The 25,942-nt window shown below is 65.1% G+C and carries 27 protein-coding genes, 1 other RNA gene and 1 pseudogene; 18 read left to right on the top strand and 11 right to left on the bottom strand.

The features are described from left to right. Positions 1 to 92 precede the first annotated feature (92 nt). Together DQE82_RS10985 and mctP are read left to right on the top strand one after the other, a co-directional pair. The gene (locus DQE82_RS10985) at positions 93 to 335 is read left to right on the top strand and encodes a DUF3311 domain-containing protein (RefSeq protein ID WP_043329258.1); all 243 of its coding nucleotides are present in this window, start codon (positions 93 to 95) and stop codon (positions 333 to 335) included. Further along, positions 335 to 1,978: a monocarboxylate uptake permease MctP gene (gene mctP / locus DQE82_RS10980; RefSeq protein WP_069088949.1), complete on the top strand. Its 1,644-nt coding sequence runs from the start codon at positions 335 to 337 to the stop codon at positions 1,976 to 1,978. Before DQE82_RS10985 ends, mctP begins: the two co-directional genes overlap by 1 nt. Positions 1,979 to 2,034: 56 nt before the next feature. Here the strand turns inward: mctP and DQE82_RS10975 are convergent, their stop codons facing one another. Beyond that, positions 2,035 to 2,502 carry a MarR family winged helix-turn-helix transcriptional regulator gene (locus DQE82_RS10975; RefSeq protein WP_064448268.1) on the bottom strand — a complete coding sequence of 156 codons (468 nt, stop codon included), beginning with the start codon at positions 2,500 to 2,502 and terminating at the stop codon, positions 2,035 to 2,037. Between the two features lie 56 nt (positions 2,503 to 2,558). Here DQE82_RS10975 and DQE82_RS10970 point away from each other — a divergent pair, with 56 nt between their 5' ends. Then, complete coding sequence (locus DQE82_RS10970; RefSeq protein WP_069088950.1) at positions 2,559 to 3,782, top strand: MFS transporter; 1,224 nt, start codon at positions 2,559 to 2,561, stop codon at positions 3,780 to 3,782. A gap of 24 nt (positions 3,783 to 3,806) precedes the next feature. On the opposite strand, the gene DQE82_RS10965 is transcribed toward DQE82_RS10970, so the two are convergent. Further along, positions 3,807 to 4,568, bottom strand: a complete 762-nt coding sequence (locus DQE82_RS10965; protein WP_064448270.1) for a sulfite exporter TauE/SafE family protein — start codon at positions 4,566 to 4,568, stop codon at positions 3,807 to 3,809. Between the two features lie 155 nt (positions 4,569 to 4,723). Here DQE82_RS10965 and rnpB point away from each other — a divergent pair. After that, positions 4,724 to 5,132, top strand: an RNA gene (rnpB, locus tag DQE82_RS10960) — RNase P RNA component class A. A 390-nt stretch (positions 5,133 to 5,522) separates the two neighbouring features. Here rnpB and DQE82_RS10955 read toward each other — a convergent pair. The 4 genes from DQE82_RS10955 to DQE82_RS10945 all read right to left on the bottom strand — a co-directional run bounded on the left by DQE82_RS10955 (position 5,523) and on the right by DQE82_RS10945 (position 8,356). Then, positions 5,523 to 5,714, bottom strand: coding sequence for a hypothetical protein (locus tag DQE82_RS10955; RefSeq protein ID WP_147265134.1), 192 nt, complete (start codon positions 5,712 to 5,714; stop codon positions 5,523 to 5,525). Positions 5,715 to 5,909: 195 nt separating this feature from the next. Further along, positions 5,910 to 6,827 (bottom strand): hypothetical protein, encoded by a 918-nt coding sequence (locus DQE82_RS30525; RefSeq protein ID WP_147265133.1) that lies wholly within the window; start codon positions 6,825 to 6,827, stop codon positions 5,910 to 5,912. Between the two features lie 5 nt (positions 6,828 to 6,832). Beyond that, the gene (locus tag DQE82_RS10950) at positions 6,833 to 7,888 is read right to left on the bottom strand and encodes a DUF262 domain-containing protein (protein WP_113972589.1); all 1,056 of its coding nucleotides are present in this window, start codon (positions 7,886 to 7,888) and stop codon (positions 6,833 to 6,835) included. A 51-nt stretch (positions 7,889 to 7,939) separates the two neighbouring features. Continuing rightward, entirely contained in the window at positions 7,940 to 8,356 is a 417-nt protein-coding gene (locus tag DQE82_RS10945; protein WP_158559974.1) for a GntR family transcriptional regulator, read from the bottom strand. A gap of 544 nt (positions 8,357 to 8,900) precedes the next feature. On the opposite strand from DQE82_RS10945, the gene DQE82_RS31100 reads away from it, so the two are divergent. From DQE82_RS31100 to DQE82_RS10925, 4 genes are all read left to right on the top strand, one after another. After that, positions 8,901 to 9,242, top strand: a complete 342-nt coding sequence (locus DQE82_RS31100) for a hypothetical protein (protein ID WP_233514641.1) — start codon at positions 8,901 to 8,903, stop codon at positions 9,240 to 9,242. Beyond that, a complete protein-coding gene (locus DQE82_RS10935; protein ID WP_233514640.1) occupies positions 9,235 to 9,576 on the top strand; it encodes a precorrin-4 C11-methyltransferase in 342 nt (113 codons plus the stop codon). Before DQE82_RS31100 ends, DQE82_RS10935 begins: the two co-directional genes overlap by 8 nt. Positions 9,577 to 9,725: 149 nt before the next feature. After that, on the top strand, positions 9,726 to 10,547 hold the full coding sequence (locus DQE82_RS10930; protein WP_113972585.1) for a GntR family transcriptional regulator: 822 nt from the start codon (positions 9,726 to 9,728) through the stop codon (positions 10,545 to 10,547). Beyond that, a complete protein-coding gene (locus tag DQE82_RS10925; RefSeq protein ID WP_233514639.1) occupies positions 10,535 to 11,311 on the top strand; it encodes a glycosyltransferase in 777 nt (258 codons plus the stop codon). Before DQE82_RS10930 ends, DQE82_RS10925 begins: the two co-directional genes overlap by 13 nt. Here the strand turns inward: DQE82_RS10925 and DQE82_RS10920 are convergent. From DQE82_RS10920 to DQE82_RS31445, 4 genes and pseudogenes are all read right to left on the bottom strand, one after another. Beyond that, positions 11,295 to 11,738, bottom strand: a complete 444-nt coding sequence (locus DQE82_RS10920; protein ID WP_113972583.1) for a hypothetical protein — start codon at positions 11,736 to 11,738, stop codon at positions 11,295 to 11,297. The genes DQE82_RS10925 and DQE82_RS10920 overlap by 17 nt on opposite strands. Positions 11,739 to 11,806: 68 nt before the next feature. Continuing rightward, positions 11,807 to 13,324 carry a sugar transferase gene (locus DQE82_RS10915; protein WP_233514638.1) on the bottom strand — a complete coding sequence of 506 codons (1,518 nt, stop codon included), beginning with the start codon at positions 13,322 to 13,324 and terminating at the stop codon, positions 11,807 to 11,809. A gap of 99 nt (positions 13,325 to 13,423) precedes the next feature. Beyond that, entirely contained in the window at positions 13,424 to 15,613 is a 2,190-nt protein-coding gene (locus DQE82_RS31095) for a hypothetical protein (RefSeq protein ID WP_233514637.1), read from the bottom strand. Between the two features lie 651 nt (positions 15,614 to 16,264). Then, positions 16,265 to 16,663: pseudogene (locus DQE82_RS31445) on the bottom strand (NB-ARC domain-containing protein); the annotation flags it as partial. A gap of 688 nt (positions 16,664 to 17,351) precedes the next feature. On the opposite strand from DQE82_RS31445, the gene DQE82_RS10875 reads away from it, so the two are divergent. The 8 genes from DQE82_RS10875 to DQE82_RS10840 all read left to right on the top strand — a co-directional run bounded on the left by DQE82_RS10875 (position 17,352) and on the right by DQE82_RS10840 (position 23,766). Next, positions 17,352 to 17,747: a transcriptional regulator gene (locus tag DQE82_RS10875; protein WP_113972582.1), complete on the top strand. Its 396-nt coding sequence runs from the start codon at positions 17,352 to 17,354 to the stop codon at positions 17,745 to 17,747. A gap of 295 nt (positions 17,748 to 18,042) precedes the next feature. Beyond that, the gene (locus DQE82_RS10870; RefSeq protein WP_113972581.1) at positions 18,043 to 19,641 is read left to right on the top strand and encodes an FtsK/SpoIIIE domain-containing protein; all 1,599 of its coding nucleotides are present in this window, start codon (positions 18,043 to 18,045) and stop codon (positions 19,639 to 19,641) included. Beyond that, positions 19,638 to 19,892: a hypothetical protein gene (locus DQE82_RS10865; protein WP_113972580.1), complete on the top strand. Its 255-nt coding sequence runs from the start codon at positions 19,638 to 19,640 to the stop codon at positions 19,890 to 19,892. Before DQE82_RS10870 ends, DQE82_RS10865 begins: the two co-directional genes overlap by 4 nt. A gap of 5 nt (positions 19,893 to 19,897) precedes the next feature. Next, entirely contained in the window at positions 19,898 to 20,089 is a 192-nt protein-coding gene (locus tag DQE82_RS10860; protein ID WP_113972579.1) for a hypothetical protein, read from the top strand. Next, positions 20,086 to 20,631 carry a DUF2637 domain-containing protein gene (locus DQE82_RS10855; protein ID WP_113972578.1) on the top strand — a complete coding sequence of 182 codons (546 nt, stop codon included), beginning with the start codon at positions 20,086 to 20,088 and terminating at the stop codon, positions 20,629 to 20,631. The genes DQE82_RS10860 and DQE82_RS10855 overlap by 4 nt, the downstream gene beginning before the upstream one ends. Beyond that, the gene (locus DQE82_RS10850) at positions 20,628 to 22,382 is read left to right on the top strand and encodes a replication initiator (protein ID WP_113972577.1); all 1,755 of its coding nucleotides are present in this window, start codon (positions 20,628 to 20,630) and stop codon (positions 22,380 to 22,382) included. The genes DQE82_RS10855 and DQE82_RS10850 overlap by 4 nt, the downstream gene beginning before the upstream one ends. Beyond that, positions 22,379 to 22,561 carry a helix-turn-helix domain-containing protein gene (locus tag DQE82_RS10845; RefSeq protein ID WP_069088959.1) on the top strand — a complete coding sequence of 61 codons (183 nt, stop codon included), beginning with the start codon at positions 22,379 to 22,381 and terminating at the stop codon, positions 22,559 to 22,561. The genes DQE82_RS10850 and DQE82_RS10845 overlap by 4 nt, the downstream gene beginning before the upstream one ends. Next, positions 22,561 to 23,766: a tyrosine-type recombinase/integrase gene (locus DQE82_RS10840; protein WP_113972576.1), complete on the top strand. Its 1,206-nt coding sequence runs from the start codon at positions 22,561 to 22,563 to the stop codon at positions 23,764 to 23,766. The genes DQE82_RS10845 and DQE82_RS10840 overlap by 1 nt, the downstream gene beginning before the upstream one ends. Before the next feature lie 15 nt (positions 23,767 to 23,781). Here DQE82_RS10840 and DQE82_RS30515 read toward each other — a convergent pair whose 3' ends face one another. Further along, positions 23,782 to 24,315: a hypothetical protein gene (locus DQE82_RS30515; RefSeq protein ID WP_147265131.1), complete on the bottom strand. Its 534-nt coding sequence runs from the start codon at positions 24,313 to 24,315 to the stop codon at positions 23,782 to 23,784. Positions 24,316 to 24,815: 500 nt separating this feature from the next. Between DQE82_RS30515 and DQE82_RS10835 the strand changes: the two genes are divergently transcribed. Continuing rightward, positions 24,816 to 25,388, top strand: coding sequence for a hypothetical protein (locus DQE82_RS10835; protein WP_113972575.1), 573 nt, complete (start codon positions 24,816 to 24,818; stop codon positions 25,386 to 25,388). Between the two features lie 119 nt (positions 25,389 to 25,507). Next, a complete protein-coding gene (locus tag DQE82_RS10830; protein WP_140946371.1) occupies positions 25,508 to 25,942 on the top strand; it encodes a hypothetical protein in 435 nt (144 codons plus the stop codon).

The raw sequence follows: 25,942 nt of genomic DNA, 5'->3' as shown, positions 1-25,942 counted from the left end.
ATCGACATCACCCGATCGGACGTGACCCCCGTCACAGGGTCGTAGCCTCCGGCCGTCACATGGCCCGCTACGAATGCCCGGAGGGGTGTCACATGTCCGAACCGGAACCGGAGGCGCTCGACACGGCGCGATCCAGGGCGAAGGACAAGAGTCCCTGGAACTGGTTGCTCTTCATCCCGATCGTGGTGCCGCTGATCCCGGCGCTGTTCAACGCCGACTCACCCCGGCTGTTCGGGTTCCCGCGGTTCTACTGGCTGCAACTGGCCTGGATCCTGCTGGGCGTCGGCACCACCACGCTGGTCTACCAGATGACCAAGAAGCGGGGTGACCACTGATGTGGCGGGACCACCTCACCGAGATCATCGTCTTCACGCTTCTGTTCCTGCTGGTCAGCGCCATGGGTTTCGTGGCGGCCCGGTGGCGCAGACCGACCGACATGGCCCACCTCGACGAATGGGGGCTGGGCGGGCGCAGCTTCGGCGGCTGGATCACCTGGTTCCTGGTCGGCGGTGACCTCTACACCGCGTACACGTTCGTCGCCGTCCCGGCGCTGATCTTCGGGGCCGGCGCGGCCGGCTTCTTCGCGGTGCCCTACACGATCGTCATCTACCCGCTGGTGTTCCTGGTGCTGTGCCGGCTCTGGTCGGTCTCACACCGGCACGGCTTCGTCACCCCCGCCGACTTCGTCCGCAACCGGTTCGGCTCGCCGATCCTGGCGCTGCTGGTCGCGATCACCGGCATCGTCGCCACCATGCCGTACATCGCGCTGCAACTGGTGGGCATCGAGGCGGTGCTCAAGACCATGGGCGTGACCGGGGACAGCGCGCTGGCCCGGCACCTGCCGATCATCATCGCGTTCGCGATCCTGGCCGCGTACACGTACCAGTCGGGGCTGCGCGCGCCGGCGCTGATCGCGTTCGTCAAGGACTCGCTGATCTACATCGTGATCCTGGTCGCGGTGATCTGGCTGCCGTACAAGCTCGGCGGCTGGGGCGCCATCTTCGACGCCGCCGACGCGAAGTTCCAGGCGTCACCAGCGCCCGGCGACGGCATCCTGCTCAACCAGAACAACCAGATCCAGTACGTGACGCTGGCGTTCGGCTCGGCGCTGGCGCTGTTCCTCTACCCGCACAGCATCACCGGTGTCCTGGCCAGCCGGAACCGCGACGTGATCAAGCGGAACATGTCCGCGCTGCCCGCGTACAGCCTGCTGCTGGGGTTGATCGCGCTACTCGGCTACATGGCCATCGCGGCGAACGTGAAGCCGCTGCCGGGCGCGAAGGAGGGCACCACCGACGGCAACACAGTCGTGCCGCTGCTGTTCGACCAGCAGTTCCCGGACTGGTTCGCCGGGGTGGCGTACGCCGCCATCGGCATCGGCGCGCTGGTCCCGGCGGCGATCATGTCGATCGCGGCGGCGAACCTGTTCACCCGCAACATCTACAAGGAGTACCTGAAGCGCGACGCCACCCCGGCGCAGGAGGCGAACGTCTCGAAGATCACCTCGCTGGTGGTGAAGGTCGGCGCGGTGGCCTGCATCGTCTTCCTCGACCCGCAGTTCTCCATCGACCTGCAGCTCATCGGCGGCGTGATCATCCTCCAGACGCTGCCGGCGGTGGCGCTGGGCCTCTACACCCGCTGGTTCCACAGGGGCGCGCTGATCGCCGGCTGGGCCGCCGGCATGGGCCTGGGCATGTGGATGCTCTACCAGATCGGCAACCCGGCGACCGGCAAGAAGCACTTCGCCGGGTCGGCGTTCCCGCTGGAGAAGTTCGGCTTCGACACGCCGAAGACCATCTACGTGGGCATCGTCGCGGTGCTGGTGAACCTGGTGGTGGCCGCGCTGCTCACGCTGGTGCTGCGCGCCGCGAAGGTGGCCGACGGCCCCGACCACACCACGCCGGACGACTACTTCGCCGACGAGGACGACCCGCGCGTGACGCCCTCCGCCGACGCAGCCCGCGAGCCCGTGGCATGAAAGGAAGGGCCCCTTATTAACGCCTCGTGCATTGAAAGGGGCCCTTCCTAACACCCTCAGCGGCGGCGGGTGCGCGCGTCGAGCGCCTCGTTGAGGCGGTGCAACATGTCCGCGAGCGTCTCCCGGTCCGCCTCGGGCCAGGCGGCGAGGATGTCGCCGTACAGCCGGGTGCGGGCCGCCCGGACGGCGGCCATCCGCTGGAGCCCGGCCGCCGTCGCGGAGATCACCGTGCCGCGCCCGTCGGCCGGGTCGGGGGTACGCGAGATCAGGCCGTCGCGCTGGAGCGCGGAGACCTGCCGGGTGACTGTGGAGCCGTCCAGGCTCAGCCGTGCGGCGAGCGCCGAGACGTTCTGCGGGCCGGCCGCGTCCAGGTGGCGCAGGATCACGTACGCGGCGCGGTCGAGCAGCCGGTGCTCCATCGTGCCGGTGCCCCGGCGGGTGGCCTCGCCGAGCCGCATCAGCAACGCGACCTCGGTTTCGATCCGGCCGAGGGTGACTTCGGTGCCGTGGACGTCCTCGCTCATAGCTGTATGATACAAGAAAATTACCTGTACGATACAGCTATCTGGGAGGTTGCGGAGTGGATCGCCGATCCGAGCCCAACCGCAGTGCCATCTACGCCACCACGCTCGTGGCGTTCCTCGCCATCGCCGGCATCGCCGTCGTCGACCCGATCCTGCCCGCCATCGGCGAGGCGATCGGCGTCACCGCCTGGCAGGTCGAGCTGCTCTTCACCGCGTACATCGCGGTCATGGCCGTCGGCATGATCCCGGCGACGCTGGCCAGCGGGCGGTTCGGTTTCAAACCGGTGCTCGTCACCGGCGTCTCCGTCGTCGGCCTCGCCGCGATCCTCGCCTCGTTCAGCAACGACATCGTGCAGCTCTCCGTGCTGCGGGGCGTCTGGGGCCTGGGCAACGCGATGTTCTTCGCCACCGCCATGGTGGTGCTGGTCAACCTCGCCAACGACAGGGAATGGGTGGTCGGCCTGTTCGAGACCGCCCTCGGGCTCGGCTTCGCCGTCGGCCCGCTCATCGGCGGCCTGCTCGGCGAGGTCAGCTGGCGGCTGCCGTTCTTCGTCTGCGGCGTGTTCATGGTGCTCGCGCTCGGCGTCGCCGCCCGCAAGCTGCGCGAACCGGCACGCAAGCAACAGCCGGTACGCCTCGGCCAGATCTTCGCCACCTACCGCAAACCCGCGTTCGTGACGCTGTGCGTGGTCACCGCCGCGTACAACTTCGTCTTCTTCGTCGTACTCGGCTACACGCCGCTGTTCCTGCGCCTCGACGTCATCCCGCTCGGCCTGGCGTTCACCGGCTGGGGCCTCGGCCTCGCCGCCGGCATCCTGCTCATCGGGCACCGGCTGGCCCACCGCATCGGCGCGGTGCAGACCGTCGGCGTCGCCCTGCTCGGCCTGCTGGCCTGCATGGTCGCGTTTGCCACCTCCACCGGCACCGCCATGTCGCTCGTCGTACTCGTCGTCGCCGGCCTGTTCATGGGCCTCGCCAACGCCAACCTGACCGACCTGGCACTCGGGCTCGGCTCCGCCGACCGGCGCGTCGCCACGGGGGCATTCAACCTGGTCCGCTGGGGCGCCGCCGCGCCCGCGCCGATCATCTCCGGCAAGCTTGCCGAACACGGCCTGGCGCTGCCGTTCTGGGTCGGCTTCGCGGTGCTCGCCGCCGGTGTGCTGGTCTACCTGGCGTTCGGTCACCTGATGGCGGCCGGCTACGGCGAACGGGTCATCTGGAACCGGGCCGCCCGCCGTGCCGAGCACGCCCCGGAGGAGCCGGTGGGGGAGGCGTACTGACGCTCCGGTCTTGCCCGGGCGGCGTCAGGTCAACGCGCGCCACAGCAGGTAGCACCCGATGGCCGTGCCGAACACCACGATCACCGTCTTCAACACCACCTGCGGAAGCCGGCGGGCCAGCCGCGCGCCCGCGTACCCGCCGAACAGCGTGGCCGGCGCAACCACCGCGACCGCCGCCCAGTTCACCGGGCCGAACAGGGCGAACACCACCAGCGTGGTCAACCCCACCACGGCCGAGAGCAGGTTCTTCACCGCCGACACCCGGGCCAGCGTCGCGTCCAGCACCAGCGCCAGCCCGGCCACCAGCATCACCCCGAGGGCCGCGCCGAAGTAGCCTCCGTACACAGTGCCGAGCGCGACCATGGTCTGCACCGTGACGGTACGGCGGCGCGCGCCCAGCCGTTCCGGATGGCCGACCAGCCGGCGCAGCGGACCCTGGAACGCGAGTACGGCGGTAGCGCCGAGCACCAGGAACGGCACCACCAGCTCGAACGCCCGAGCCGGGGTGGCCAGCAGCAGCGCGCACCCGGCGATCGTGCCGAGCACGGCGGTGGGCAGCAGCGACCACAACTGCCGCCCGCGCGGCAGGTCCATCCGGCTGCCGGCCACGCTCGCCACGTACCCGGGAAAGACCGACACCGAGTTGGAGACGTTCGCCGCCACCGGCGGCAGACCGGTGGCGATCATCGCCGGGAACGTGATCAGCGAGCCACCTCCGGCCACCGCGTTGACTGTGCCCGCGGCGAGACCGGCGGCGAGCAGGAGCGCGGCGTCGGAGAGATCCATGGTCCCCCGAGGCTAGTCGGTCGGGCGGGCGAACGCGTATCGCGCCGGTTCGGGGAGGTGGCTGTATCGAGAGCCGGTTGATGCCGCCACCTCCCCGAGGTGGTGGGCGGGAAATGGGCGCGGCGGGTGCGTCGTTAGGATGAGAGCGCGACGGACGAGTCGACCGGGCGGTCGCGTCGACGGGCTCCGGCCCGTCGCCGAGGAACGTCCGGACTCCACAGGGCAGGGTGGTTGCTAACGGCAACCCGGGGTGACCCGCGGGACAGTGCCACAGAAAACAGACCGCCGGCCCGTAACGGGACGGTAAGGGTGAAACGGTGGGGTAAGAGCCCACCAGCACCCCGGGTGACCGGGGTGGCTCGGTAAACCCCACCCGGAGCAAGGCCAAGAAAGGGCCGTCACCGCAAGATGACGACCCGCGCAGACGCTTGAGGGCTGCCCGCCCGATGTCTGCGGGTAGGCCGCTGGAGCCTGCCGGCAACGGCAGGCCGAGATGGATGGCCGCCGCCGGTGCGCCTACGGGCGTGCCGGGCACAGAATCCGGCGTACAGGTCGACTCGTCCGTCGCCCACCAGCTCAGAGCCGTGATCAAGGCTCTGAGCTGGTTCTATGTCTGGGCGTCGATGGTCGTCGTTGGTCAACTTCGGCCGGCGTTTGACGCCCTGACGGCGCCCTGACGCCCTGGAGACGCCCTGAGCTTCGGCTCAGTTGACCTCTTCTCGGGTCGGGCTGGCTGTGCCGCTGTGGGCCGTCTGAGGGGCGCCGCTCGATGGTTCCGGAGCGGGGCCGGCGGCTGTGGGGAGGGTCGTGCACATCCTGGCGGTGGAGCTGGTGCCGCGACCCGGTGATCCGGTGGCAAGCCAGTCCCGGGGTTGGACTGGCGCGGCAGGCGGAAGCCCTGACCCCGATGGCGGTCGAGGTGTCGGCTTCCGTACCCGCTCGCTGGCAATCCGGCTAGGCGAATCTGCCGGTGCCGCCCAAACGGATGTCCAGCTCTCGCAGGAGTGCGCCGAGCCGCCGGCTGGTCTCGGTGTCCATGTGCCGGATCGGCCTGCCTGCGGCCTGGTGCTCGCCCAGGTCGTACAACGCGATGCGAAGGTCTTCGGCGGTGGCGAGGTCGAGTCGCAGCTCGATCGGGTCGTCCATGCTGCGACCGTAGGGCTCTGCCGTCATCTGGCGTGAGGGCGGTGTCCCGGCGGCTGTCGGTGGCTTACCGCCCCGGCGCCGTAGGCGGCCGGGGCGGCTGGCCGCCGGCCGGGCTTGCCGCCCTGCACCGCGCGGAGCGCGGTGCCTTGATCTGGAAAAGAGGAAATCGGCAGTACTAGCCGGGAACTTTCGGTGTCATGAAAACGCGACGGGAAACCGCCAATCTAAGACGTCCTCGGCCTTGTCGGTCACCAAGATTAACTCCCCGGCGGTTGAGGCTCGCGTAATCGCTGCCTGCAGGGCCTCAGCGAGGGAAGGGTGTCGCTTGACTGCGGTTCTTCGGCCAGGGCCGTACTCGGGCCATCTCCTCCCATCCTTGACGATCTTCCTGATGAGAAGATGGTTCGAGTTGCTTCTGGATGCTATCCCACTAATGTTTCGTAGGTTGCGTGAAACCGCTACGTCTATGCATAGGCAGACCAGTTTAGCATTTCGGGATGTGCTTCTTAGGTGCAGCAACGGAATGGCGGGCGAACTTTGATGGGCGGCAGCATGACGCAACTCGCATAACAACTCGAAGACCGTTTTGAAGCTAGCGTTTCCCGGAGCGTACTTATCGACCTGCTGCCAGATGCGGGTTAGAGTACCCCAGACCTTATCGGTTGGCGTCCCGACCAAAGAAACGATGGCCTCGACATCCGATGCACGGATATTCGAACCGGCCCACATGAATGCCATGTGGTGTGGCATGAATGTCCCAGAATACAGCGAGGTGAGGGAATGCCCGATCTCTTGAAGGAGCAGGGAGCGGTGGGCGCTGTTCGAATACTCTGCATCCCTAATCCTTTTTGGTAGAACCTCCAGTACTCTGTTCTCGTACAGAGTCGTCCCGCCGGGCAGGCTGCCTGGCGGGATTCTGGCAGCTGCTAACGTTGCAGACCACTCCAGCATTCTCTCCTTCAGGAATGACTCGACCGCTACGAGTCCGTGAACCGCGATGCCTCGCATCAGGTGGTCGGAGACGGCAGCACTTACGGCCGGTGAGGTACTCAAGGCGGAAAGGGCGGTGTCGATGGACGACAGTCGGCTTAAGAGATTGTCTACGGCGCTCATGCTGCCTACCTGGGGGCAATCCCTTCCAGCATTTGTCTAATTGATTTAGAGAAGTGTTCGATAGCATATGTGCTGTTCGTTCGGGCCGTTCCCGGGAACCGATGCTCCTCGCCTACTCTTGCCATACCGTTAATGGCTAAATCTCTATGCTGAACTGCTTGTTCCAGAATGGAGTCCGGAAGTGAGTCACACGCGTGCATCTGTGCGTCATAAACCCAGGGCGTGCCGATGAAACGCCACCCCAGGCTTGGTCGATAAAGCTGAAAGGCGTGCTCTCCCCAGAGCGCTTCGCAAGCCCGGAGGGCTCGCAGGTAGCGCCTACTGAGGGCTCCTGCTTCGGAGGGGGAGGCGTGTCGGTTCTCGGCCATGAATCGGTCCATCGCGAGCAATAGGCTTTTCTCGTGCCACTCCTCTGATTTGAGGAGAGCGAAGAAGCGGAGCACATACTCTACGTCCGCCATGCCAGTGCGACTTCGGCTACCGCGGATGTTGCGTCCGATTTGAGTACGAAAGAAGCTATCCTCAGCGAGTTCCTTCAAGCTTTCATTCAAAATCCCGGGAAACTTAGCGTTTCGGATTTCCTGCTGCGTTAGCCGTTCGCCTCCGGTATTTAGTCGCACAAACAGTATATTTTTTGCCATTGAGTCGGAACGTTCGTCGATCGTGATGAAACGTATGTAGCTTCTAGTGAGAAAGCGCATTCGCGTAGAGTGCGGTAGTCCGTCGAACGTAAAATCGTCGAACTCGTATGCGTACTCTAGTCCGGTCAGCCGAAACTCGTTCTTGACGAATTTATTGATTGCTATGAGGCGCTGCCTACCGTCGATCACCGAACTTCTACCGTGAGGCTCTTCAGCTAGAAAGACTGCGGGGACAGGCAGTCCTGTGAGCAGTGATTCTATGAAGTGGCTCTGCTGGGATTTGCTCCAGACGTTTCCCCGTTGAAATGCCGGGTTCAAGTCAAGCGCCCCTGTATCTATCAGCTCTATGACCTGCCTGATTGACATGTCAAGGGATGCCGAGTAGATATCGCGGAAGAAATGCTCTTGCTCGAAGTTCACCCTTGCTCCGTCGATTTCAATGCGACTTGGTAAGTGTAGCGAATTCTTGCGCTAGTCGGTGCATATCCGATATTCCCGAATGATGCTCTCAACTTCTCCATCTATCCGTATCATGCGTTCGCGCTCAATGAGCCTCGCCCCGACTTTGGTTTTGAATAACTCTGCCAAAGTCGCATCCGCACATATTATCCGCTCTCTTGTCTCTGACTGCGTTCTCTGCTGCGGCTTCCAAAACTGGCCATGCAGTCTCGCGTAGGTTCCCCTCCCCTGCTCGGTAGCGACAATTCCATCGTTTCGCAACAGGGCGATGGCCTGACGAATCGTGCCTCGACTTGCTCGAAACTCGGCCCTGAGCGTGCTCTCGGAAGGCAAAAGTGACCCTGGCCGAATGACGCCACGTTCGATGCGTTGCCTTAGCTCGTCGGCTATGGCGCGGTAGCGGGGCTGTCCGTAGTGCGGGGTGGGCACCTGCTCACCGTACCTGGCACTTGTCTTACCAAGTGCCAACTGAGTGACTCGTTTCGACGTATGGACAACACGTCCACTTGTAGGTACGTTTCTCTGTGTGCGGCCAGGGTGACGGCTCGTATCAGGGGTGGTGGCGCGCCGACCCTGGTCGCACCTGATGCGCGGCGTCCTGTCGGACCGGTTGCGGTAGCCGCGCGTACAAGTTGGCTCGGCGATACCCGACCCGTCTGTGTCGGACGGTGCGCCGTGCCTTCATCCGGGCCGGTGGCCGGCTGCATTCCCCCGTGGCTGGTCACCGGTCCCCGCCTACCTGTGGAGGTGCGATGTCCGGCTCTCATCGTCGGCGTAGCTGGTTCTCGTCCTGGTGGTCCTGGAGGCGTCCGCCGGCTGTGGCCACCGACAGCGACGTCTCGCCGATGCGGCGCACGCCGACCAATGCCGTGCCGACGTACTGGTGGGATGCGGTACCGACTCGGGAGTTGCCTACGTTGCGCTACGCGCCGTTGATGACGCTGGCACAGTCCTACCGAGGCAATGGTGGGCGGTGGCCGCGATGAGGCGGGCGAACAAGCCGGCCGAGATCACGAGCCACCCGGGCTGGTGCGCGCCGGATCGCTGCGGCCATTTGGTGCCGCCTGTGATGGCTCACATGGCCCGGCGTCATCGAGGACCGATGATCCGGGTTGGTGACATCCGATCGAGCGGAGTCGTCGTCACCTACCTCATCGGTGCTGACGCCCTGGCGCCGTTGGTCGCTGTGCACTCGACGTGCCGTGCGGGGAACGGCTGGGCAGAGTTGTCGATGTCCCAGGTGGCCGAACTGGTCGAGCATCTGCGGGGTCTGTTGAAGCAGGTCGGCGGCGACCGGGGAGCCGGCGATGAGTGAGGGCCTGCCCATGATCGACAGCGCCCCGCCGTCGGTCCCGTCGGTCGTATGCCCGGGATGGTGCCGGGGCTGCGGACCGAACGACCCGATGCACTGCGGCTTCATCGCCACCATCGGCCGGGAGCGGACCGGCTGGGTCAGCCTTCAGCTCCTCATCGACCGGTTCGCGCGTCGGGACCTGGCCGTCAAGCTCGATGCGACCCGCTACGGCGCAACGCAAACCGTGCTCCTCTCGGCGGCGCAGCTCGACCGGCTGATTGACGAGCTGACGTGCGCCCGTGAGGTGATGCGGGCACCGGCCAGTCAGGACCGCCGGTCGGGGGAGCGGCGATGAACTCGGGCAGTCCTCGGGGCGTCGCCGTTCCCCGTACTCCCGGTCCACGTCGTGGGCAGCCGCCGCGAGCAGCGGTAACGGTCCCTCCGGTTCCTGGGCGGCCCGCGGGCGGGACCACCTGGCAGACGTTGGAACGTCTAGGGGGTACGGTGACCGGTGTGCATGGCCGGGACTGGCGCCCTCGCTACCTGCAACTCGCGGAGGAGTTGCGGGTAAAGATCATGGCTGGAGAGATGGCCCCGGGCACTCTCATGCCGAGCGAGACCGAGTTGGCCGAGTCGTCCGGCCTCTCCCGTACCAGCGTCCGCAATGCCATCCGGCAGCTCCGGGAATGGGGCCTGGTCCGGGCCGAGCAGGGGCGCGGGACCTACGTACGGGCGCCTCGGCAGCGGGTACGCCGTCGTAATAGCGAGCGGTACCAGTGGGAGAAGGACCGGGTCCTGCTCGACGAGGCCGAGCGGTTGAAGACCGGCGCCACCGAGCACGACACCGGACTGACCGTCGATGACCTGAAGTTCCACGCCGAGTACTCCCGGGTGGAGGCGGATGCGGAGATGGCGGCGGCCTTGCAGGTCGAACCGGGTACGCCGCTGCTGCGACGGGTCTACTGGACCTCTTCCCGCCACGAGAGCGCCCCGCTTACCGTGTCGTACTCCTACCTGCCCCACGACCTGGTGGCCGCGAACCCGGACCTGCTCGACGAGAGCAAGGAACCATGGCCCGGCGGCACGCAGCACCAGCTCTACACGCTCGGCATCGAGCTGGACCGGATCGACGACGAGATCCGAGCGCGTCCGCCTTCCCCGGACGAGGCCGAACTACTGGACATCGACCCAGGCGTCTCCGTGCTCACCGTGCGCAAGACCTCGGTCGACACCACGGGGCGGGTCGTCGAGGTCGCCGACGTGGTGATGCCGGGCGACCGGACCGAGCTTGTCTACTCCCACAAACTCCAACGGTGGAAAACTTGACGCAGCTCGTCTCGGTCATTACTCCGGTCCACGCGCCTAGCATCGAGCACCTCGCTAGCGCCTACGAGTCGTTGGCCAAGCAGGAAATGCCCGCCGGGTGGGACTGGCAATGGCTCGTTCAGGAGGACGGGCAGACCGGCGCCCTGGTCGACGTGCTGCCCGACGATCCCCGGATCAGTCTCGGCACCGGCCGCCCCGGTGGGCCTGGCGTCGCCCGTACCCTTGCCCTGTCTCGGGTCTCGGGTGACCTCATCAAGGTCCTGGACGCCGACGACCAGTTGACCCCCGGCGCGCTCGCCCGGGACATCGCCGCGTTCGACGCGCACCCGCAGATCGGCTGGACCACCTCGCGGGTACTCGACCTGCTGCCCGACGGATCGACCGCCGGATGGGACAAGGATCCAGCCGGCGGCGTCGTCGACCGCGGTGCGGTCCTGTCGTTCTGGCAAGCCAACGACTACCGCGCATCAGTGCACCCGGCGACTCTGTGCCTGCGGCGGGATCTCGTCTTCGCCCTGGGCGGCTGGATGGCCCTTCCCGCCTCCGAAGACACGGGCCTGCTGCTCGCTGCCAGCGCCGTCAGCGCCGGCTACTTCACCCGGGAGTACGGCCTGCTCTACCGCAAATGGCCCGGCCAGGTCACCAGCCAGGCCGCGCACCGGGAGCCGGCCGAATATCAGGCCCGAATGAGGATCATCGAGGCCAGAGCCAACGCCCTGGCCTCGATGCTGCCGAACGGTCTACCACTCACGCCTCTGGCGTAGCCTCATGCCCCGGCATGCCGTGGGTACGCCGCCGCTCCTTCATCTCCGCCTCGTAGATGTGCCGCCGACCGCCGGCTAGCTTCTCCCGCGCGTCCCGCTCGATCTCCTGAAACGCCGCATAGTAGCCATCATCGAACTCCTCCATGATCTGGAAGGTCCAACGGCCGGGTAGCAGGTTGCGCCCCAGCAACTCCTGCTCAACCCGGTCGGCAACTTCGCAGTGTCCGCCCTGCCGAAGAAGCGCCACGGCGCGGTCAAGAGTAAGGTCCGCCCCGCCAACCAACTGATGGGCAGAATAGAGGTGCCCTCTCACCCGGTGAACCGTCTCTAGAGCCTTGCTGAGCTCACCTAGAGCTTCAACGGACTCATCGTTGAGGCCTACGGGGCGGGAGTGCTCAGCATCTACAGCGTCATAGTTTTCAACCATGAAGAGGTATTACCCTCGCACTCCGCGGTCATGTCTTTTGAGGTCTAGAACACTCCGCCTTTTCCTCACTAGTAGGCGCTGCGGGAATTGACTACAGCTCCGAAGGTCTTCCACAAGATGATCAGATCAGCCGTCAACGACCAGTTCTCAATGTAGTAAAGATCTAGCCGGATTCCGTCCTCCCAACTCAAATCGGATTGTCCGCTCACCTGCCATAGCCCGGTCATCCCGGGCTTCACAAGCAAGCGCCTAGCGATGTCGCCGTCATAACGAGCCACCTCAGTCGGTAGGGGGGGCCTCGGTCCAACAAGACTCATATGGCCAAGTAGGACATTAACGAGTTGAGGCAACTCATCAAGCGACCACTTGCGCAACAGGCGGCCCATACGGGTAAGCCTCGGGTCATGCCGGAAGCTAAAAAGCAGCCCTTCCTCTTCATTCCTGGCCGCCAGCTCGGCCAGCACGGCATCGGCGTTCACAACCATCGTGCGGAATTTGAACAGGCCAAATTCCCTGCCGCCCCTTCCCACGCGAACCTGTCTGACGATGACCGGGCCGGGACTGTCAATCTTTACTGCGATAACGAGAGCGGCCAACAACGGCAGAAGCAATATCAGGGCGATCGCCGACACTGAACGGTCAAGCATAGACTTAATAAATTGGTGAATCCCCCGAAGCTCTGGCGTCTCGGCGTAGACCAGCGGCATGCCGGCAACTGGCCGTGTGTGCACGAGGGGCCCAGCAACATCCGTAAGGGCTGGAGCAAGCATTAGATCAATTCCCGAACCTTCGAGTTGCCAGCCCAGTCGACGGAGCCTCGTAGCTGTTAACTCACCCGACGCAGTAACTGCCACAGTGTCTGCTCCAACAGCGGCAGCCGCACCAGGAATGTTCCGGAATGAACCGATCACGGGCACACCAGCAAGGTTCTGCCTTCCTGGCGCTAGCAGGGCATCGGGCAGACAGGCGCCTACGACCTGAAGCCCGGCGTGCGGTTCCCTGTTGAACGTGTGCACCAAGCCCATCACCTGGGCTGTGTCTCCGACCACCAAGACCTTGCGCGACCATCCTGCGCCCAATCTACGTGCCCTCTGCAATTTCTTACGAGCTAGAAATCGGCTTACGACTAGACCAGTGGTTCCGATGACGAAAGAAAGGATGACGAAACCGCGAGAAATGCCAGGATCAACGAAGAAGGCGGCGAGTGCAATGCTGGCAAAAATTCTGCCGCCCGCACTGATCACCCTTCGGTACTCATCAGCGCCATACCCGATAACTCTGTCGTCATAGGCGCCGAGACTTCTTAATCCGAGCAGCCAAATCAGCAAAAGTAGCGGTGCGAAAAGCGCGTACGGGACCGTGGTCTTTGGAGGTACGGCAGAGCCAAACCTTGCTACATAGGCGAGCAGAATCGATAACGCCAATACGCCGGTATCCAAAACGACCAAAGCGCGGAGGTATAGTCGGAGAGCCTTTGCGTCTCGCTTCCAATGGCGCTCACCCACCAGCGCGGCAACCTCATGGCTCAAGGGGGCATGCCCTCCCCTTTTGTCGGTCAGCTGTCCTTTCATGTCATGCTGCTCCATCGGATACCTCACGCTCGCCCTCCCGGCCGACTGCAAAAGAGGCTGTTTGCAGAGCTTCGAGGCTGCACCTAGCTCCTTCCAGCTGTGCCGCAGGCCGGATCATTCGGAGAGCCTTTCCCGAGTTTCGAGCGCCCGCCGGATGGGCACAAACGCAAATAAGTACACGCCGCCGTCACCGGTTGCACACAGCTCATGGCTATCGGCGATCCAGCGGCACGAGAGTAACGCTCCGTCAACACGCATCGATGCCACAAGGCGGCCCTCCTTCGTGTTCCAAATGCGAAGAGTCTTATCTCTGCCCGTGGAAGCGAGCCACTCGCCGTCGAATGAGGACGCGCAAGAGGTAACGGGACCGTCGTGGCCCTTCCAAGCCCCCCTGTGACCCAAGCCCTGCGCGGTGTAGAGGTGTACCGATCCGTCTGCTCCGCCAACGTACAGCGTCTCACCGCTAGAGGCGAGATCACAGCATGTGCCGGTACCGCCCAGGTGGGGGACAGCATGCGCCGCTCTCCCAGACTCCACGTCCCACTGAATCAGTTTGCCGTCTTCGCCGATTGATATAATCGACTGGCTATCGCGAGATGCCACGCAGTCGTTGACTCGATCCGAGTGCCCCTCAAGAATGCGGAGGCATTCTCCGGTGTCGAGGCCCCAAATACGGAGCGTCTGATCGTCGCTGCCCGTCACGATCCACTCCTCGGATGGCGCAATGGCTGTGCATCGTATGTGGTCTTCGTGTCCGATCAAAATCATCGACTCCGCGTAGTGCTTCAAGTCCCATATTCTTACGGTCCCGTCGAAACTAGTGCTGGTGAGGAGACCGCGGAGCGGTGCGACGCCGCATGCCGTAACTTTGTCATCATGGACAAAGACTTTTACACAGCTCGCGGAGCTTGTGTCCCAAACTCGAAGGGTCCGGTCCCAGCTCGCTGAGATGATGGTCGTTTGGTTCTGCACGGCACAGTCTGTTGAAATGTCTGTATGAGACTCCGGCTGGTTGCCGCCTTCTTGGATGAGCGGTTCCCACAGTCTGGTCGATGCATCCCAACTGCAAGTCAACAGCCAATTGTCGTCTCCGCCCCAGGAGCAGCCCGTTACGCTCTCTGTGTGTCCCGCCAGTAGGGCTTTTTGTTGGCCCGACTGAATGTCCCAAATTCGGACCGTCCGATCGGCGCTTGCTGAGGCGAGCCAGCGAGCATCGAATGAGACCGCGCAGTCATTGACAGTGCCGCCATGCCCGGCAAAGGTCTTAATCGCTTCACCCGATCGCGGGTCCCATATCTTCACCAACCCGTCATCGCCGGCGGTGTAGATGATTGATCCAGATCTCGCAGCGCCACATGCGCGGATTCTTCCAGCATGCCCTCTGTTGGAAGCCGTCTGCTCTCCGGATCTCAGATTCCAAATTATCAGGGAACCGTCGAAGGTGCCAGTGACGAGGTGTTGGCCATCTGGCATAAAGGCACAAGCACTTACCACGCCTTCGGGATCAGGATATTTGCGGAAGCCCAACACCGCTCGCTGCTGGCCAGTCGCTGTGTCCCAGATACGAACTAATCCATCCTGGTCGGATGTTGCTATTAGATCACCGGCAAATGAAATCGTGCACGAGAGGATCGATGCTCTTTGCTTCGCAAAGACTTTTAGAATATTCCCGTCCAGATCCCAGATCCTTATCGTGCCATCGCCACTGCCGGTCGCGATCCACGACGAGTCGGGCGCAATCTCACAGCAGGTAATGGCTGAGGTGTGACCCACGAGCCGGCATCTCTCCTGCCCGCTCTTCGTATCCCAAACCACGCCCATGCAATCCAAGCCAACTGCTACGGCCCAGTCCCCACCGGCACTGACCGAGCATCCTGAGAAGGGTTGATCAGTGCTAGTAAAGGCTCTCCGGAGCGCTGGTTGGAGATCAGGAAGAGACCACCGAGGAACAATCCTGGGCCGATGTTCAAGGGATTGGTCGCCGCCTGCCACAATCGGCTTCAGGTCGTCATCGGTCTGCAGTCGGCTTATCAGCACGTCCATGAGAGAGTATTCGGGGTCGATCGGCTTGAGCAAGTGAGAGTACCGCGCGATTGCCCGTCGCAAAGAATCTGCGAGTGGCGTTTGGCACCGCTCCAAGTCGGTCTCGATGCCGGTGACCCCATTGCGCAGGATTCGGGCGGTAATCCATCTGAGGTCAGCTGTAAGTGCGGACAGCTCTCTGAGTTCCTGAGCTTCGGCGAGGTGAAATGTTAAGGTCGCCCAGGCGTATTCGCCTTGGCGCATCTCCCACCAATGGGTCACGGTGCCGTGTGTGGTAACCGATCTTCCTAGTGCTGGTCGCGCCAAGGATTGAAGGTATAGCCTGTTGCAGGCGATGATCGAATTTTGGCCAAGGAGGCGTCGGAGATAATCCCGCAAGACTCCATGCAGGCTTAGAGCCTTTCTCTCCCGATCGTATCTGGCTATGAGGGAAAGGTCGTAGAGGTCAATGCAAAGTCGTTCGGAATCATCTTCCGTCATGCCGCTTTCGGCCCAAAGAAGTGATACGGCCGCCAACGGCACGGCAGTCGCTTCTGGAAAGATCGATAGCTCTAGGCAGCGCATACGTGATGATTTCGACAAGATTTGCAGGCTCGCGTCGATCGTGCGCGCTACTGTTCGGTTCCTAGTTTGCTCAAGCGTCGGATCGAAAGTCGCTGGACCAGCGCGTCGGAGCTGGCCTATCAGGCGAGCAGTTGTTTCTCGAAGATCTGCTCCTTCACTGTCCGCCCGCCGTAGTGCGCCGTTCAAGATTGATAAGAGGAGAGGCCACCGTCCAGTTAGGCCTAGTAGTGAGTCAGCGTCCTGTTGTGCCATGGATCGGAGCCGGGATGCAACGAGGCCACGCGCCTCCGACACACTCATCTCACCAACTCGGATGATCGTTGACTCTAAGGTGAGTATTTGCGTCAACCGGGTCGTGACGAGCCGTACGGTCCTTCGTCCGCCAGACAGGAAAGGCTTTAGCTGGTCTTCGCGCCAGATGTCGTCAAGCACCAAGAGTGTTGAGGGTCGGTTGTCGAGGAGTTGGCCCAAATAAAACCCTGCCTGTTCTGGCTCGACAAACGTGGGACGGCTCCCAGAGATCTGTTCGCATAGATCGTTCAGCGTGGCGGCAAGTTGAGGCCCGGATCGCGACTCCCCGATGGTTACCCATAGAAGTCCGCCAGGAAATATGGGACCTAGCTTTTCTGGAGCGCATGTCTGGATGGCTAGGAAAGTTTTTCCGTAGCCACCTGGCCCTGCAAGCGCTAAGACGTGCTCTGAATCCTTTAGTGATGCTGCTAAAAGGGCGGACTCGAGTTCCCGCATAAGGTTGGTTCGCTCTATGGCGGGCGAGTCGAGCCTTGGCCGCATCCACAGAGTTCCTTCGTCTAGGTTGCTCTCTCTTCTCGTCATGACCCGAATGCCCGCCGAAGGTCGATTCTCGCCAGCACCGGAACTGCGCGTGGAAGTGTCTAGGTACGCCCATCCGGCGCCGAGGATGAATATTCCTGCGGTCAAGTACCATCGCCACTTTCCCAAATCGAAGCCGCTCGTCGCGAGGTTGGTGATCGCGCTCACTGCTATGCTTAGGATGACGATTGTGGCTGGACGCCATCTGCCTGTGAGGTTGTTAAGGCTCACTGTTGGTTCGTCCACTCGGCGCAGTCACGCCATAAGCTCTCTCTCGGTGGGAGACGCGTCCGGTGCCCTCGATGTTCTTTCCGGTCAGCCGCTCGCGGATAGTGCCTGATGCTGAGGACGGCCAAAACTTCCTCTTCAAGCCCTGTCCGACCTTTCCCATTTGAGGCGTATACCCTTTTGTGAGTCGACGGCATTCAAGTGGGACATTGTGCCAAGCCCTCGAGAGTTGGTTGCGTCGACACGCCGCCCTTGAAGGTGCGGCATGTGAAACCGGCTCGGGCCAGCCGACGAGGGGATGTTGACTTGTCTGCCAAGTGCTGTCTACCTTGGAATCTCAACTTGGCAGACATGCCAACGACCTGGAGGTTGAGCGATGGCTCTGCGTGGCGGTACGAGGTTCGCCGTGCGTTGTGAGGACGTGTTCCCGGCGGGGTGCGCCCTGGTCCCCGAGTCCCTGGGTGAGGTCGAGGACTACGACGAGAAGACCGGCCGGCGTAGCCCGGCGAAGGACAAGCTGACTGGCCAGCGGGTGTGGCAGGTCCGCGTGATGGACCTGGACCCGGAGCTTGGCAAGCGCTCGCGGGAGACGACGGTCAAGATTTCCGCCGACTACCAGCCGGTCCCGCCGACGGGCGCCCCGTTTGAGGCGGTGGAGTTCGACGGTATGACGGTGACGCCGTACGTGGCGAACAACGGCCGGATGGCGTACTCGCTGCGGGCTACCGCGATGCGTGCCCCGGCGGGCATGACCAAGAAGGCGGCGGCGTAGCCGCATCAGGTGGGGGCGGGGCTGTCAGGTCTTGGCGGACGGCAGCCCCGCCCTCTGTCTCTTTCCCCTGCTCTGTCGAGAGAGGTAGTGACGTGTCCAAGGGTATGCGTCCGGCCGGCCGTGGCTGGCCTCGGTGTGGTGTGTGTCAGTCCCGGTTCGATCCGGCCACGGGTGCGGACGGCCGGTGTGAGGGCTGCGTGGGGCAGCTCGTGCTTCCGTTTCCTGCGGTGCGGGATGCGTCGGGTCGGTTCGTGTCGCTGCGGGCTGCCAAGTGATCGGGCGGCCTCGGGGTGAGGTGGTGACGACCTCGGCCGGTGACCTGCTGGTGTTTCGTCCGAGGCGGTTCGAGCTGCCGGTGTGGGCGTTGGTGCTCGGCCTGGCGCTGCGCTGGTCGGGGCGCCTGCTGTGGTGGTGCCTGCGTCATCCGGTGGCTACCGGCTCGGTGGTCCTGGCGCTCTGGCTGTACGTCGAGTTCGACTGGCCGGGCCTGGTGGTGCCGCTGGTGCTGGGGGCGGCGATGTCGGCGGTGTGGCGCTGGCGGGATGAGTCGTCCTGGTGGGCATGGCTGGCGGGTCCGCTGCTCGGATCGGTCCGGCAGGTGTTCGTCTACCGGCGGGTGTGGCGTGAGGCCGTGACGTTGTGCGGGCTCGCCGAGACGTTCGACCGCCGGCACGTGCTCCCTGAGCTGCTGCGGGTTCGCTCGGATCAGGCCCTCGACGTGCTGATGGTCCGGATGGTGCGGGGGCAGACGCCGGAGCAGTTCCAGCGGGTGAGCGCGAACCTGGCGTACGCCTTCGGCCGGCGGCATGCCCGGGTCTACGCGGAACGTCCCGGTGACCCGCCGACGCGTGCCGGTCGATGGGGCTGGGTGCTGCGGCTGGTGGATCGGGTGCGGTTCCGGGACCGGCCGACGGTGGTCTACGTGGCGTTGGTGCGTACCGATGCGTTGCGCACGCTGGTGCCGCCGTTCCCGGTGCCGGCGGTGCCGGACTTCACCGCGCTGCCGTTGGCCCGGCGGGAGGACCTGCGTCCCTGGTCGCTGCATCTGCTCGCTACTCACGTCCTGGTGGGCGGCGCCACCCGGTCGGGGAAGGGCTCGGTGCTGTGGTCGCTGGTGCGGGTCCTCGGTGGTGGTGTCGCTTCCGGGCTTGTGCGGCTGTGGGTGGTCGATCCCAAGGGCGGGATGGAGTTCGCGCTCGGCCGTCCGATGTTCGCCCGGTTCGCCTGCAAGTCGTTCGAGGCGATGGCGGACCTGCTCGACGAGGCCGTGACCGTGCTGCGGGAGCGGCAGACCCGGTTGGCGGGAACGGTTCGGGTGCACACGCCGACCGAGGCTGACCCTCTGGTCGTGGTCGTCGTCGACGAGATAGCGGCGCTGACCGCGTATTTGCAGGACGTCGAGCTGCGTAAGCGCATCGCGTCGTCGCTGGGGCTGCTGCTGTCGCAGGGGGCCGGCGTCGGTGTGCTGGTGGTGGCCGCGTTGCAGGACCCGCGCAAGGAGGTGCTGCCGTTCCGTGACCTCTTCCCGACCCGCATCGCGCTGGGCCTGACCGAGGCGTCACAGGTCGACATGGTCCTCGGCGACGGTGCCCGCAACCGGGGCGCGCTCGCGGATCAGATGCCCCGGTGGGCGAAGGGCGTCGGGTACGTGATCCTCGACGGCACCCCCGACCCGATGCGGGTCCGGTTCTCGTACGTCAGCGACGACGACATCCGCGACATGGCCCAGCGGTTCCCGGCGCCGGCTGACGCCTCGGACATCCTCGCCCAGGTCGGCCGGGAAACCGCCACCGAACCGGCACGCCTTCCGTTGCCGCGTAAGCCCTTCGGGCCGCTGCTGCCCGACGCGCTGCGCAACCTCCTCGACTCCGACGGCGGAGGTGAGCCGCGGTGACCACCCCTGCGAACGGTCGCCGGTTCTACCGTCTGCGCACCCCCGAACCGGTCACCGCCGTGTCCGTCCGAGTCGACCCGCAACGGCCCGACCCGTACCCGGTCTATCTCGCGGTCGGCGCGGGCCGGCGACGGATGTCCCTGACCTCCGACGAGGCGTGGGCGCTGTGGCGCTGCCTCTCCGAAGCCGTCGCCACGCTCGGCGCCCCTCCCGACTACATCCGCACCGACATTCGACCGGCCCGGAGGTAACCGCGATGACCCCCCTCACCCGCATCGTCAACCGGCTCCGTCGTCCGCTGCGCATCCGCCTGGTTGGCCCGGCCGACCAGACCGCCGCCGCCCTGCACGGCCTGGCGCACATGGTCAACCGCCGACCCGACATGGCCGACCGGCGTATCCGCATCTACCTGACCATCCGCGAGAAGCCGTCGCAGGAGTGGCGATGACCGAGCGCGCCGAATCCGCCGTACGCCTGGTGATCCTGCTCGCCATCGGCGGCATGGCCGGCGCCGCCGCCTTCACCCACGTCCATGACCTGTCCGTCGCCCACGGCCAACCGGACTGGATCGGCTGGGCCAACGCCGTAGCGGTCGAGCTGATGACGATCTACCTCGGCCTGGAACTGCGCGCCCGCCGTCGCGCCGGTCGACCCGTCGGCCTGGTGGGCTCGCTGCTGGTGGCGTTCGCGTTGCTGTCCCTCGCCGCCCAGGTCGCGGAAGCCGAATCGTCGGTGTGGGGCTGGGTCGTCGCGGCGGTGCCGTCGCTGGCCTTCCTCGCCCTGGTCAAAGTCGTCCTGTCCAACGCCCCGGTCACGCCGCCGACTGTCGAGCCGGACCAGCCCGGCGCCTACCGGTACGAAGAGCCGGCGGAAGCCACCGACGTCGAACCGGTCCGCCCGACCGTCCCCGCGTCGCCCGTCGTGCCGGCGGTGCTGCCTCCGCGCGCTGTCCAGCCCAACCGGCCGCACGTCGTCGGGATCATCCGATGACCGCTCCAACCCTGCCCGGCCTCGCGCCGGCCGCCCCGACCCCGGCTGCTGCTCCTCGGCCGGGGTCGCGGGCGGCCCGCATGGCGCTCCCTCGCTCGGTCGACGTACTCAAGGAGATCGCCGCCGAGTACGGCGTGTGCGTGCGCCCCCTCGCGATGCGCCGCACGGATCTCGACACCGGCCTGACCGAGGTCATCGACCTGCCCTGCGGCGCGACCCGGGAAGACAAGTGCGCGCCGTGCGCCAAGAAGAACCGCCGGCTGCGGCAGGCCCAGATCCGGGAGGGCTGGCACCGCGACGACGAACCGCTACCGCCCCCGGAACCGGCGACCGAGGAACAGAAGGCGCTCGTCCTGATGCGCGGGCACCTGGAGTTCTCCCGCGACGAGGCATCCCGGGCGTGCCGGTGGGACCAGGTCGAAGACCTCGACGAGGCGATCCGCGAAGTGGAAGAGGCCATCACGGCCGAAGGACTCCGGGGACGGGTCGCCCCTCCGCACGCAACCGGCGACGACGACCAGGGCGACGACGACAACGGCCCGCGCCGCAAGCGCTCCACCCGGCGGCGGCAGGACGCCCCGGAACTGCCTCGGCGCAAGGTCGAGGCGCGCACGGTCGGCAGGACGTACATCGCCTCGGACGGGGCCACCTACCGGCCGTCGATGTGGCTGACGCTCACCCTCGACTCCTACGGTCCGGTCCGTCCCGACGGCACCCCGCTCAACCCTGACCGGTACGACTACCGCCGCGCCGCGTGGGATGCGGTGCACTTCCCTCGGCTGCTGGATCGGTTCTGGCAGAACCTGCGGCGGTGCGAGGGCTGGAACGTCCAGTACGCCGGCTGCGTCGAGCCGCAACGCCGACTCGCCCCACACGCGCACTTCGCCATCCGGGGCACCATTCCCCGGGACATCCTGCGCACCGTCGCGGCGGCGACCTATCACCAGGTGTGGTGGCCGGCGGTCGACGTCCAGCGTTACACGGTCGAGCGGCCTCCGGTGTGGGACGAGGACGCCTGCGCGTGGGTCGACCCGGACACCCGCCAGCCGCTGAGCACCTGGACGGAAGCCCTCGACGCCATCGACGAGAACCCCGACGCGGAACCGGTGCACGTGGTGCGCTTCGGCGCCCAGGTCGACGCTCGCGGCGTCATGCCCGGCACCGCCGACGCCGAACGGACCATCCGGTACGTCACGAAGTACATCACCAAGCACACCGGCGACTGCCACAAGGCGACCACCGACCGGCAGCGGGCGCACCTGGACCGGCTGTGGCGGGAACTGCGCGTGATCCCGTGCACGGACCGTTGCGCGAACTGGCTGCTGTACGGCGTTCAGCCGAAGAAGGCGCACGCGAAGCTCAAGCCGGGCCGCTGCAAGGGCAAGGTCCACCAGCGGGACACCCTCGGCATCGGCGGCCGGCGCATCCTCATCTCCCGCGACTGGTCCGGCAAGACGCTCTCCGATCACAAGCACGACGTGCGGGCCTGGGTGCGGGCGCTGCTCGGGGTCACCGTCGGCCTCGATGGCGTCGACGACCAGGGCGCCACCGTCGAACCGGTCCGGCACGCGTGGGAACTGGCCCGCCCCGATGATCCCGACGTGCCGGCGATGGCTCACCGGCTGCTGCGGTCGATCAGCGAACGCGCCCGCTGGCGCTCCGAATTGCTCGCCGCCAAGGACCGCGCGGCCCAGCTCCCCGACGACAGCTCGACGACGGCAGCGGAAGACAAGACGGGGGAGGGGCTGTGATGGCCAAGGACGAGCTGTGGACGGTCCGGGACGTGTCGGCGTACCTCCGGGTTCCGCAGGAGACGCTGTACCGCTGGCGCAAGGTCAAGTACGGTCCGCCGGCGGCCCGGGTCGGCCGACACCTGCGCTACGAGCCGGAAGCGGTCCGGGCCTGGGTACGCGAGCAGGCGGCGGCCTGATGGGGCACGTCGAGGATCGCTGGTACAAGACGCTGCGTCACGAGGGCGGGCGGAAGGAGCGGGTCAAGACGCAACTGTTCGGCAAGGGCCTGCGCTACCGGGTGCGGTACATCGGGCCGGACGGCAAGGAGCGTAAGAAGTCCTTCCCGGACCGGGCCAAGCGCGAGGCTGAGGCGTTCATGGTCTCGACCGAGACGGACAAGCTCCGGGGCTTCTACGTCGATCCGCTCGCCGGCCGGATGACCTTCGCCGAGTACGCCGAAACGTGGCTCCGCACGCGCTCCTTCGACGAGTCGACGCGGGAGGTCACCGAGCATCGGGTACGCAAGTACCTGCTGCCGTTCTTCGGCTCTCGGCAACTGGCGGCTATCAAGCCGGGTCACATCCGGGAGTGGGACGCTGCGTTGGTCGGCAAGCTCGCCCCGGCGACCCGGGCCGTGATCTTCGCGCACCTGCGGACCATCCTCGGCGCGGCTGTGGACGACGAGCGGATCGCGAAGAACCCGTGTTCGGCAAAGTCGGTCACCCCGCCGCGACCGGTGCAGCGCCGGATAGTTCCGCTGCGCTACGACCAGGTTTCGGCAATCCGCGGTGGCCTCGCCCAGCGGTACCGGGCGATGGTCGACCTGGGCGCCGGCTGCGGTCTGCGGCAGGGCGAAATCCTGGGGCTCGGCGTCGACGACATCGACCTTGACGCCGGATGGGTGCACGTCTCGCGTCAGGTCAAGCTCGTCCGGTCCCGGCTCGTCTTCGGCCTGCCCAAGAACGACCGGGACCGCCGGATACCGCTGCCCGACTCCGTCGCCCTGGTGCTGCGCCAGCACATCGACGACTTCCCGCCGGTGTTGCTCACCCTGCCGTGGGAGAACCCGGCCGACGATGAGCGGGTGACGGTGCCGCTGCTGTTCACCACCACCCGGCGCGGCGCGATCAACCGACACACCTTTGACGACAAGAGTTGGCGCCCCGCCGTACGGGCGGCCGGCATCACGCCGACCCGGGCCACCGGCATGCACGCGCTGCGCCACTTCTACGCCTCGTCGCTGCTCGACGCGGGGGAGAGCATCAAGGCCCTGGCGTCGTACCTCGGCCACGCCGACCCGGGCTTCACGCTCCGGGTCTACACGCACCTGATGCCGGCCAGCGAGGAGCGCACTCGTAGGGCGATAGATGATCTCTTCCGACCCGCTGGAGGTCTCGGCTAGGCGAACCCATCGCGACTACTGGGAACTCTCGGCTCTCTGTGATTCCGAAGCTCCTGGGAATGAGGTGATCTGAGACTCAACCTTCCGTCGCGTTTCATCAATGTCTCGCACTTTCCTGTAATTCCGGTAAGCGGTATACAGTACTCTGAACATGATTATGCAGCCGACGAACCACAAGGCCTCCGCAGCAGCGTAAGCCCAGTCCGTCGCGACGAGTTGGTCCTCCGTGAGGCGATCCGAGGCTCTCCACGTGGCCCAGATGCTGTTGCCGCTAGCCCCAATTGCTGAAGTAAGGGCTCCAACCAAGTTTTCGATTAGGAAGACCAAGACGAGTCGAGTTATCAGATAAGTGTGGAAGGTGCTTCTGTCGGCGTTCCACTCCTCAATCTTCGCGAGATTGGCTTTCAGTTCCACCACTCGGCGTGCCTTGGCTGCGCTGCTGCGCTTGGCGGCATACTGCTTTACAAGTTCTGTGCCAAAGGGGGATAAGATGGACAGTGGGATCGATATGAGGGCACCAACGAGCACATACCGTAGCTCTTCGTTCACGCCTCGATGGTTTATTGAGGTAGACGCAAGCAACATCACCTACTTGGCGATCATGTCGTGGCGTTCGTCTATATCTGCGGATGTGTTGGTGCATGGCCCTTGCCATGCCCGCCGACTGGGGCTATCGGCTCAGCGTCAGCGGAAAATTCCGTGCTCGCTGTAGTGGCGTTGGAAAGTCTCGACGCCCTGACGACGCCCTGGGCGGGTGTAAGAGGAACGAAATGCCTGCTCAGAGCGCGTGCTAACTGCAAAATCCGGCGTACAGGTCGACTCGTCCGTCGCCCACCAGTTCGCAGCTTCGATTAAGGCTGCGACCTCGGCGTTATGTCGGGTATCGATCGGCGTTGGTGATTGTCGTTGGTCCCGCGATGTCAGCCTGTCCGTCGTTGTCGGGCTTGATCGGCGTCTGCGGATGGCCTTGGCCCTACGGGCGGCTCTACAGCCGGGCGACCTGCTGGTGTGAAGAGACCTAGGCTGACGTCCATGTCGCGGAGCATGCAGTGATCGACCTGGACGAGCACAATCACCAGTCGGCGGAGTCGGGTACCACCGTCCACGACCGTCTCGTGGTCAGACAGAAGATGACCCTGCGGCTCGTCGCCGCTTTCGTGGTCGGCGTTGTGCTTGGCGGCTTCGGTGTCAGCCAACTGCGGGACTCGCGTGATCAGCGGGAGCGGAACGCCGTGGTCGCATTCGTGGCCTTCCCTCAATCGGCCGACTCTGGAAGCGCGGCCTCCGCGGGACCCGTCCGACTGTCCGGGTATTTGGCGTTGGCCAACGCCGGCCCCGGGCCGATCACCGTTCGTCGGGTTCACGCAAAGAGGCCGGGCGTCGTGATACACAGCATCGGATCGCCCCGGTTGTTACCGCCTGGCAGCACCGGTCAGCTCGCGGTCGAGCTGTGGTTCGATTGCTCGGTCGCACGCCTCCAGCGAGAGCCGCTGCCGCTAGGGTTATCGGTCGAGACCGAAGACAAGCAAGGCAGAGAGGTCAGCCACCCCGTCGCTCTCGTAGGAAGCGACTGGGAGCGCGAGGCTCTGAGCAAGTGTTCACGCAGAGGCACGATGGGCTGACGCGTAACGAACCAAGGCCAAGCGCTGAAGCGGATCTCTGCGCGGCTGCCCCTCGTGCCCGCTGCGCACTCCGCTACTGCCCCTCACCGCCCCTGAAGTTCTCGCCTACAGTGCCGGCTGTGGATCTCGCTGACTGCGTGGGGCGTGTGCTCGAACTGCGGACGCTCGACCTCGCAACGCAACCTCCACCCAGTCCCGGGCCCGCTGCTCTACCCGTGGTGGGATACGACTTCCTGGCTCTGTATCTGAGTGTCACCGAAGAGTTCGACGACAACGTGCAGGTTCTTGAGGTCCTGGAGCGCTTCGAACAGGACTGCGCCTCTCTCGAAGAGGCGTTGAGCCGGCTGTGGGGACCAGCCGAGAGCGTGGACCTACGGCCGTACATGGATCTCATGGTGCGGGGAGAGACCGTTCCGGAACTTCCCGGGTTCCTTCTCGGCGTCATGTCGGATGTGGCTGTGTGGCGCTTTGCCGATCGGAGCATCTGTGTCGGCGTCGGGGTGTCGGACACCCACGGCCCGATGGTCCTGGTAGCCGCAGCGGGCGAGCTGTAG

It is taken from the genome of Micromonospora sp. LHW51205 (genome assembly GCF_003315815.1).
Taxonomy (GTDB): Bacteria; Actinomycetota; Actinomycetes; order Mycobacteriales; family Micromonosporaceae; genus Micromonospora; species Micromonospora chalcea.
Note: the sequence above shows the minus strand (reverse complement) of the source record. Positions and strands in the feature narration are given on the sequence as shown.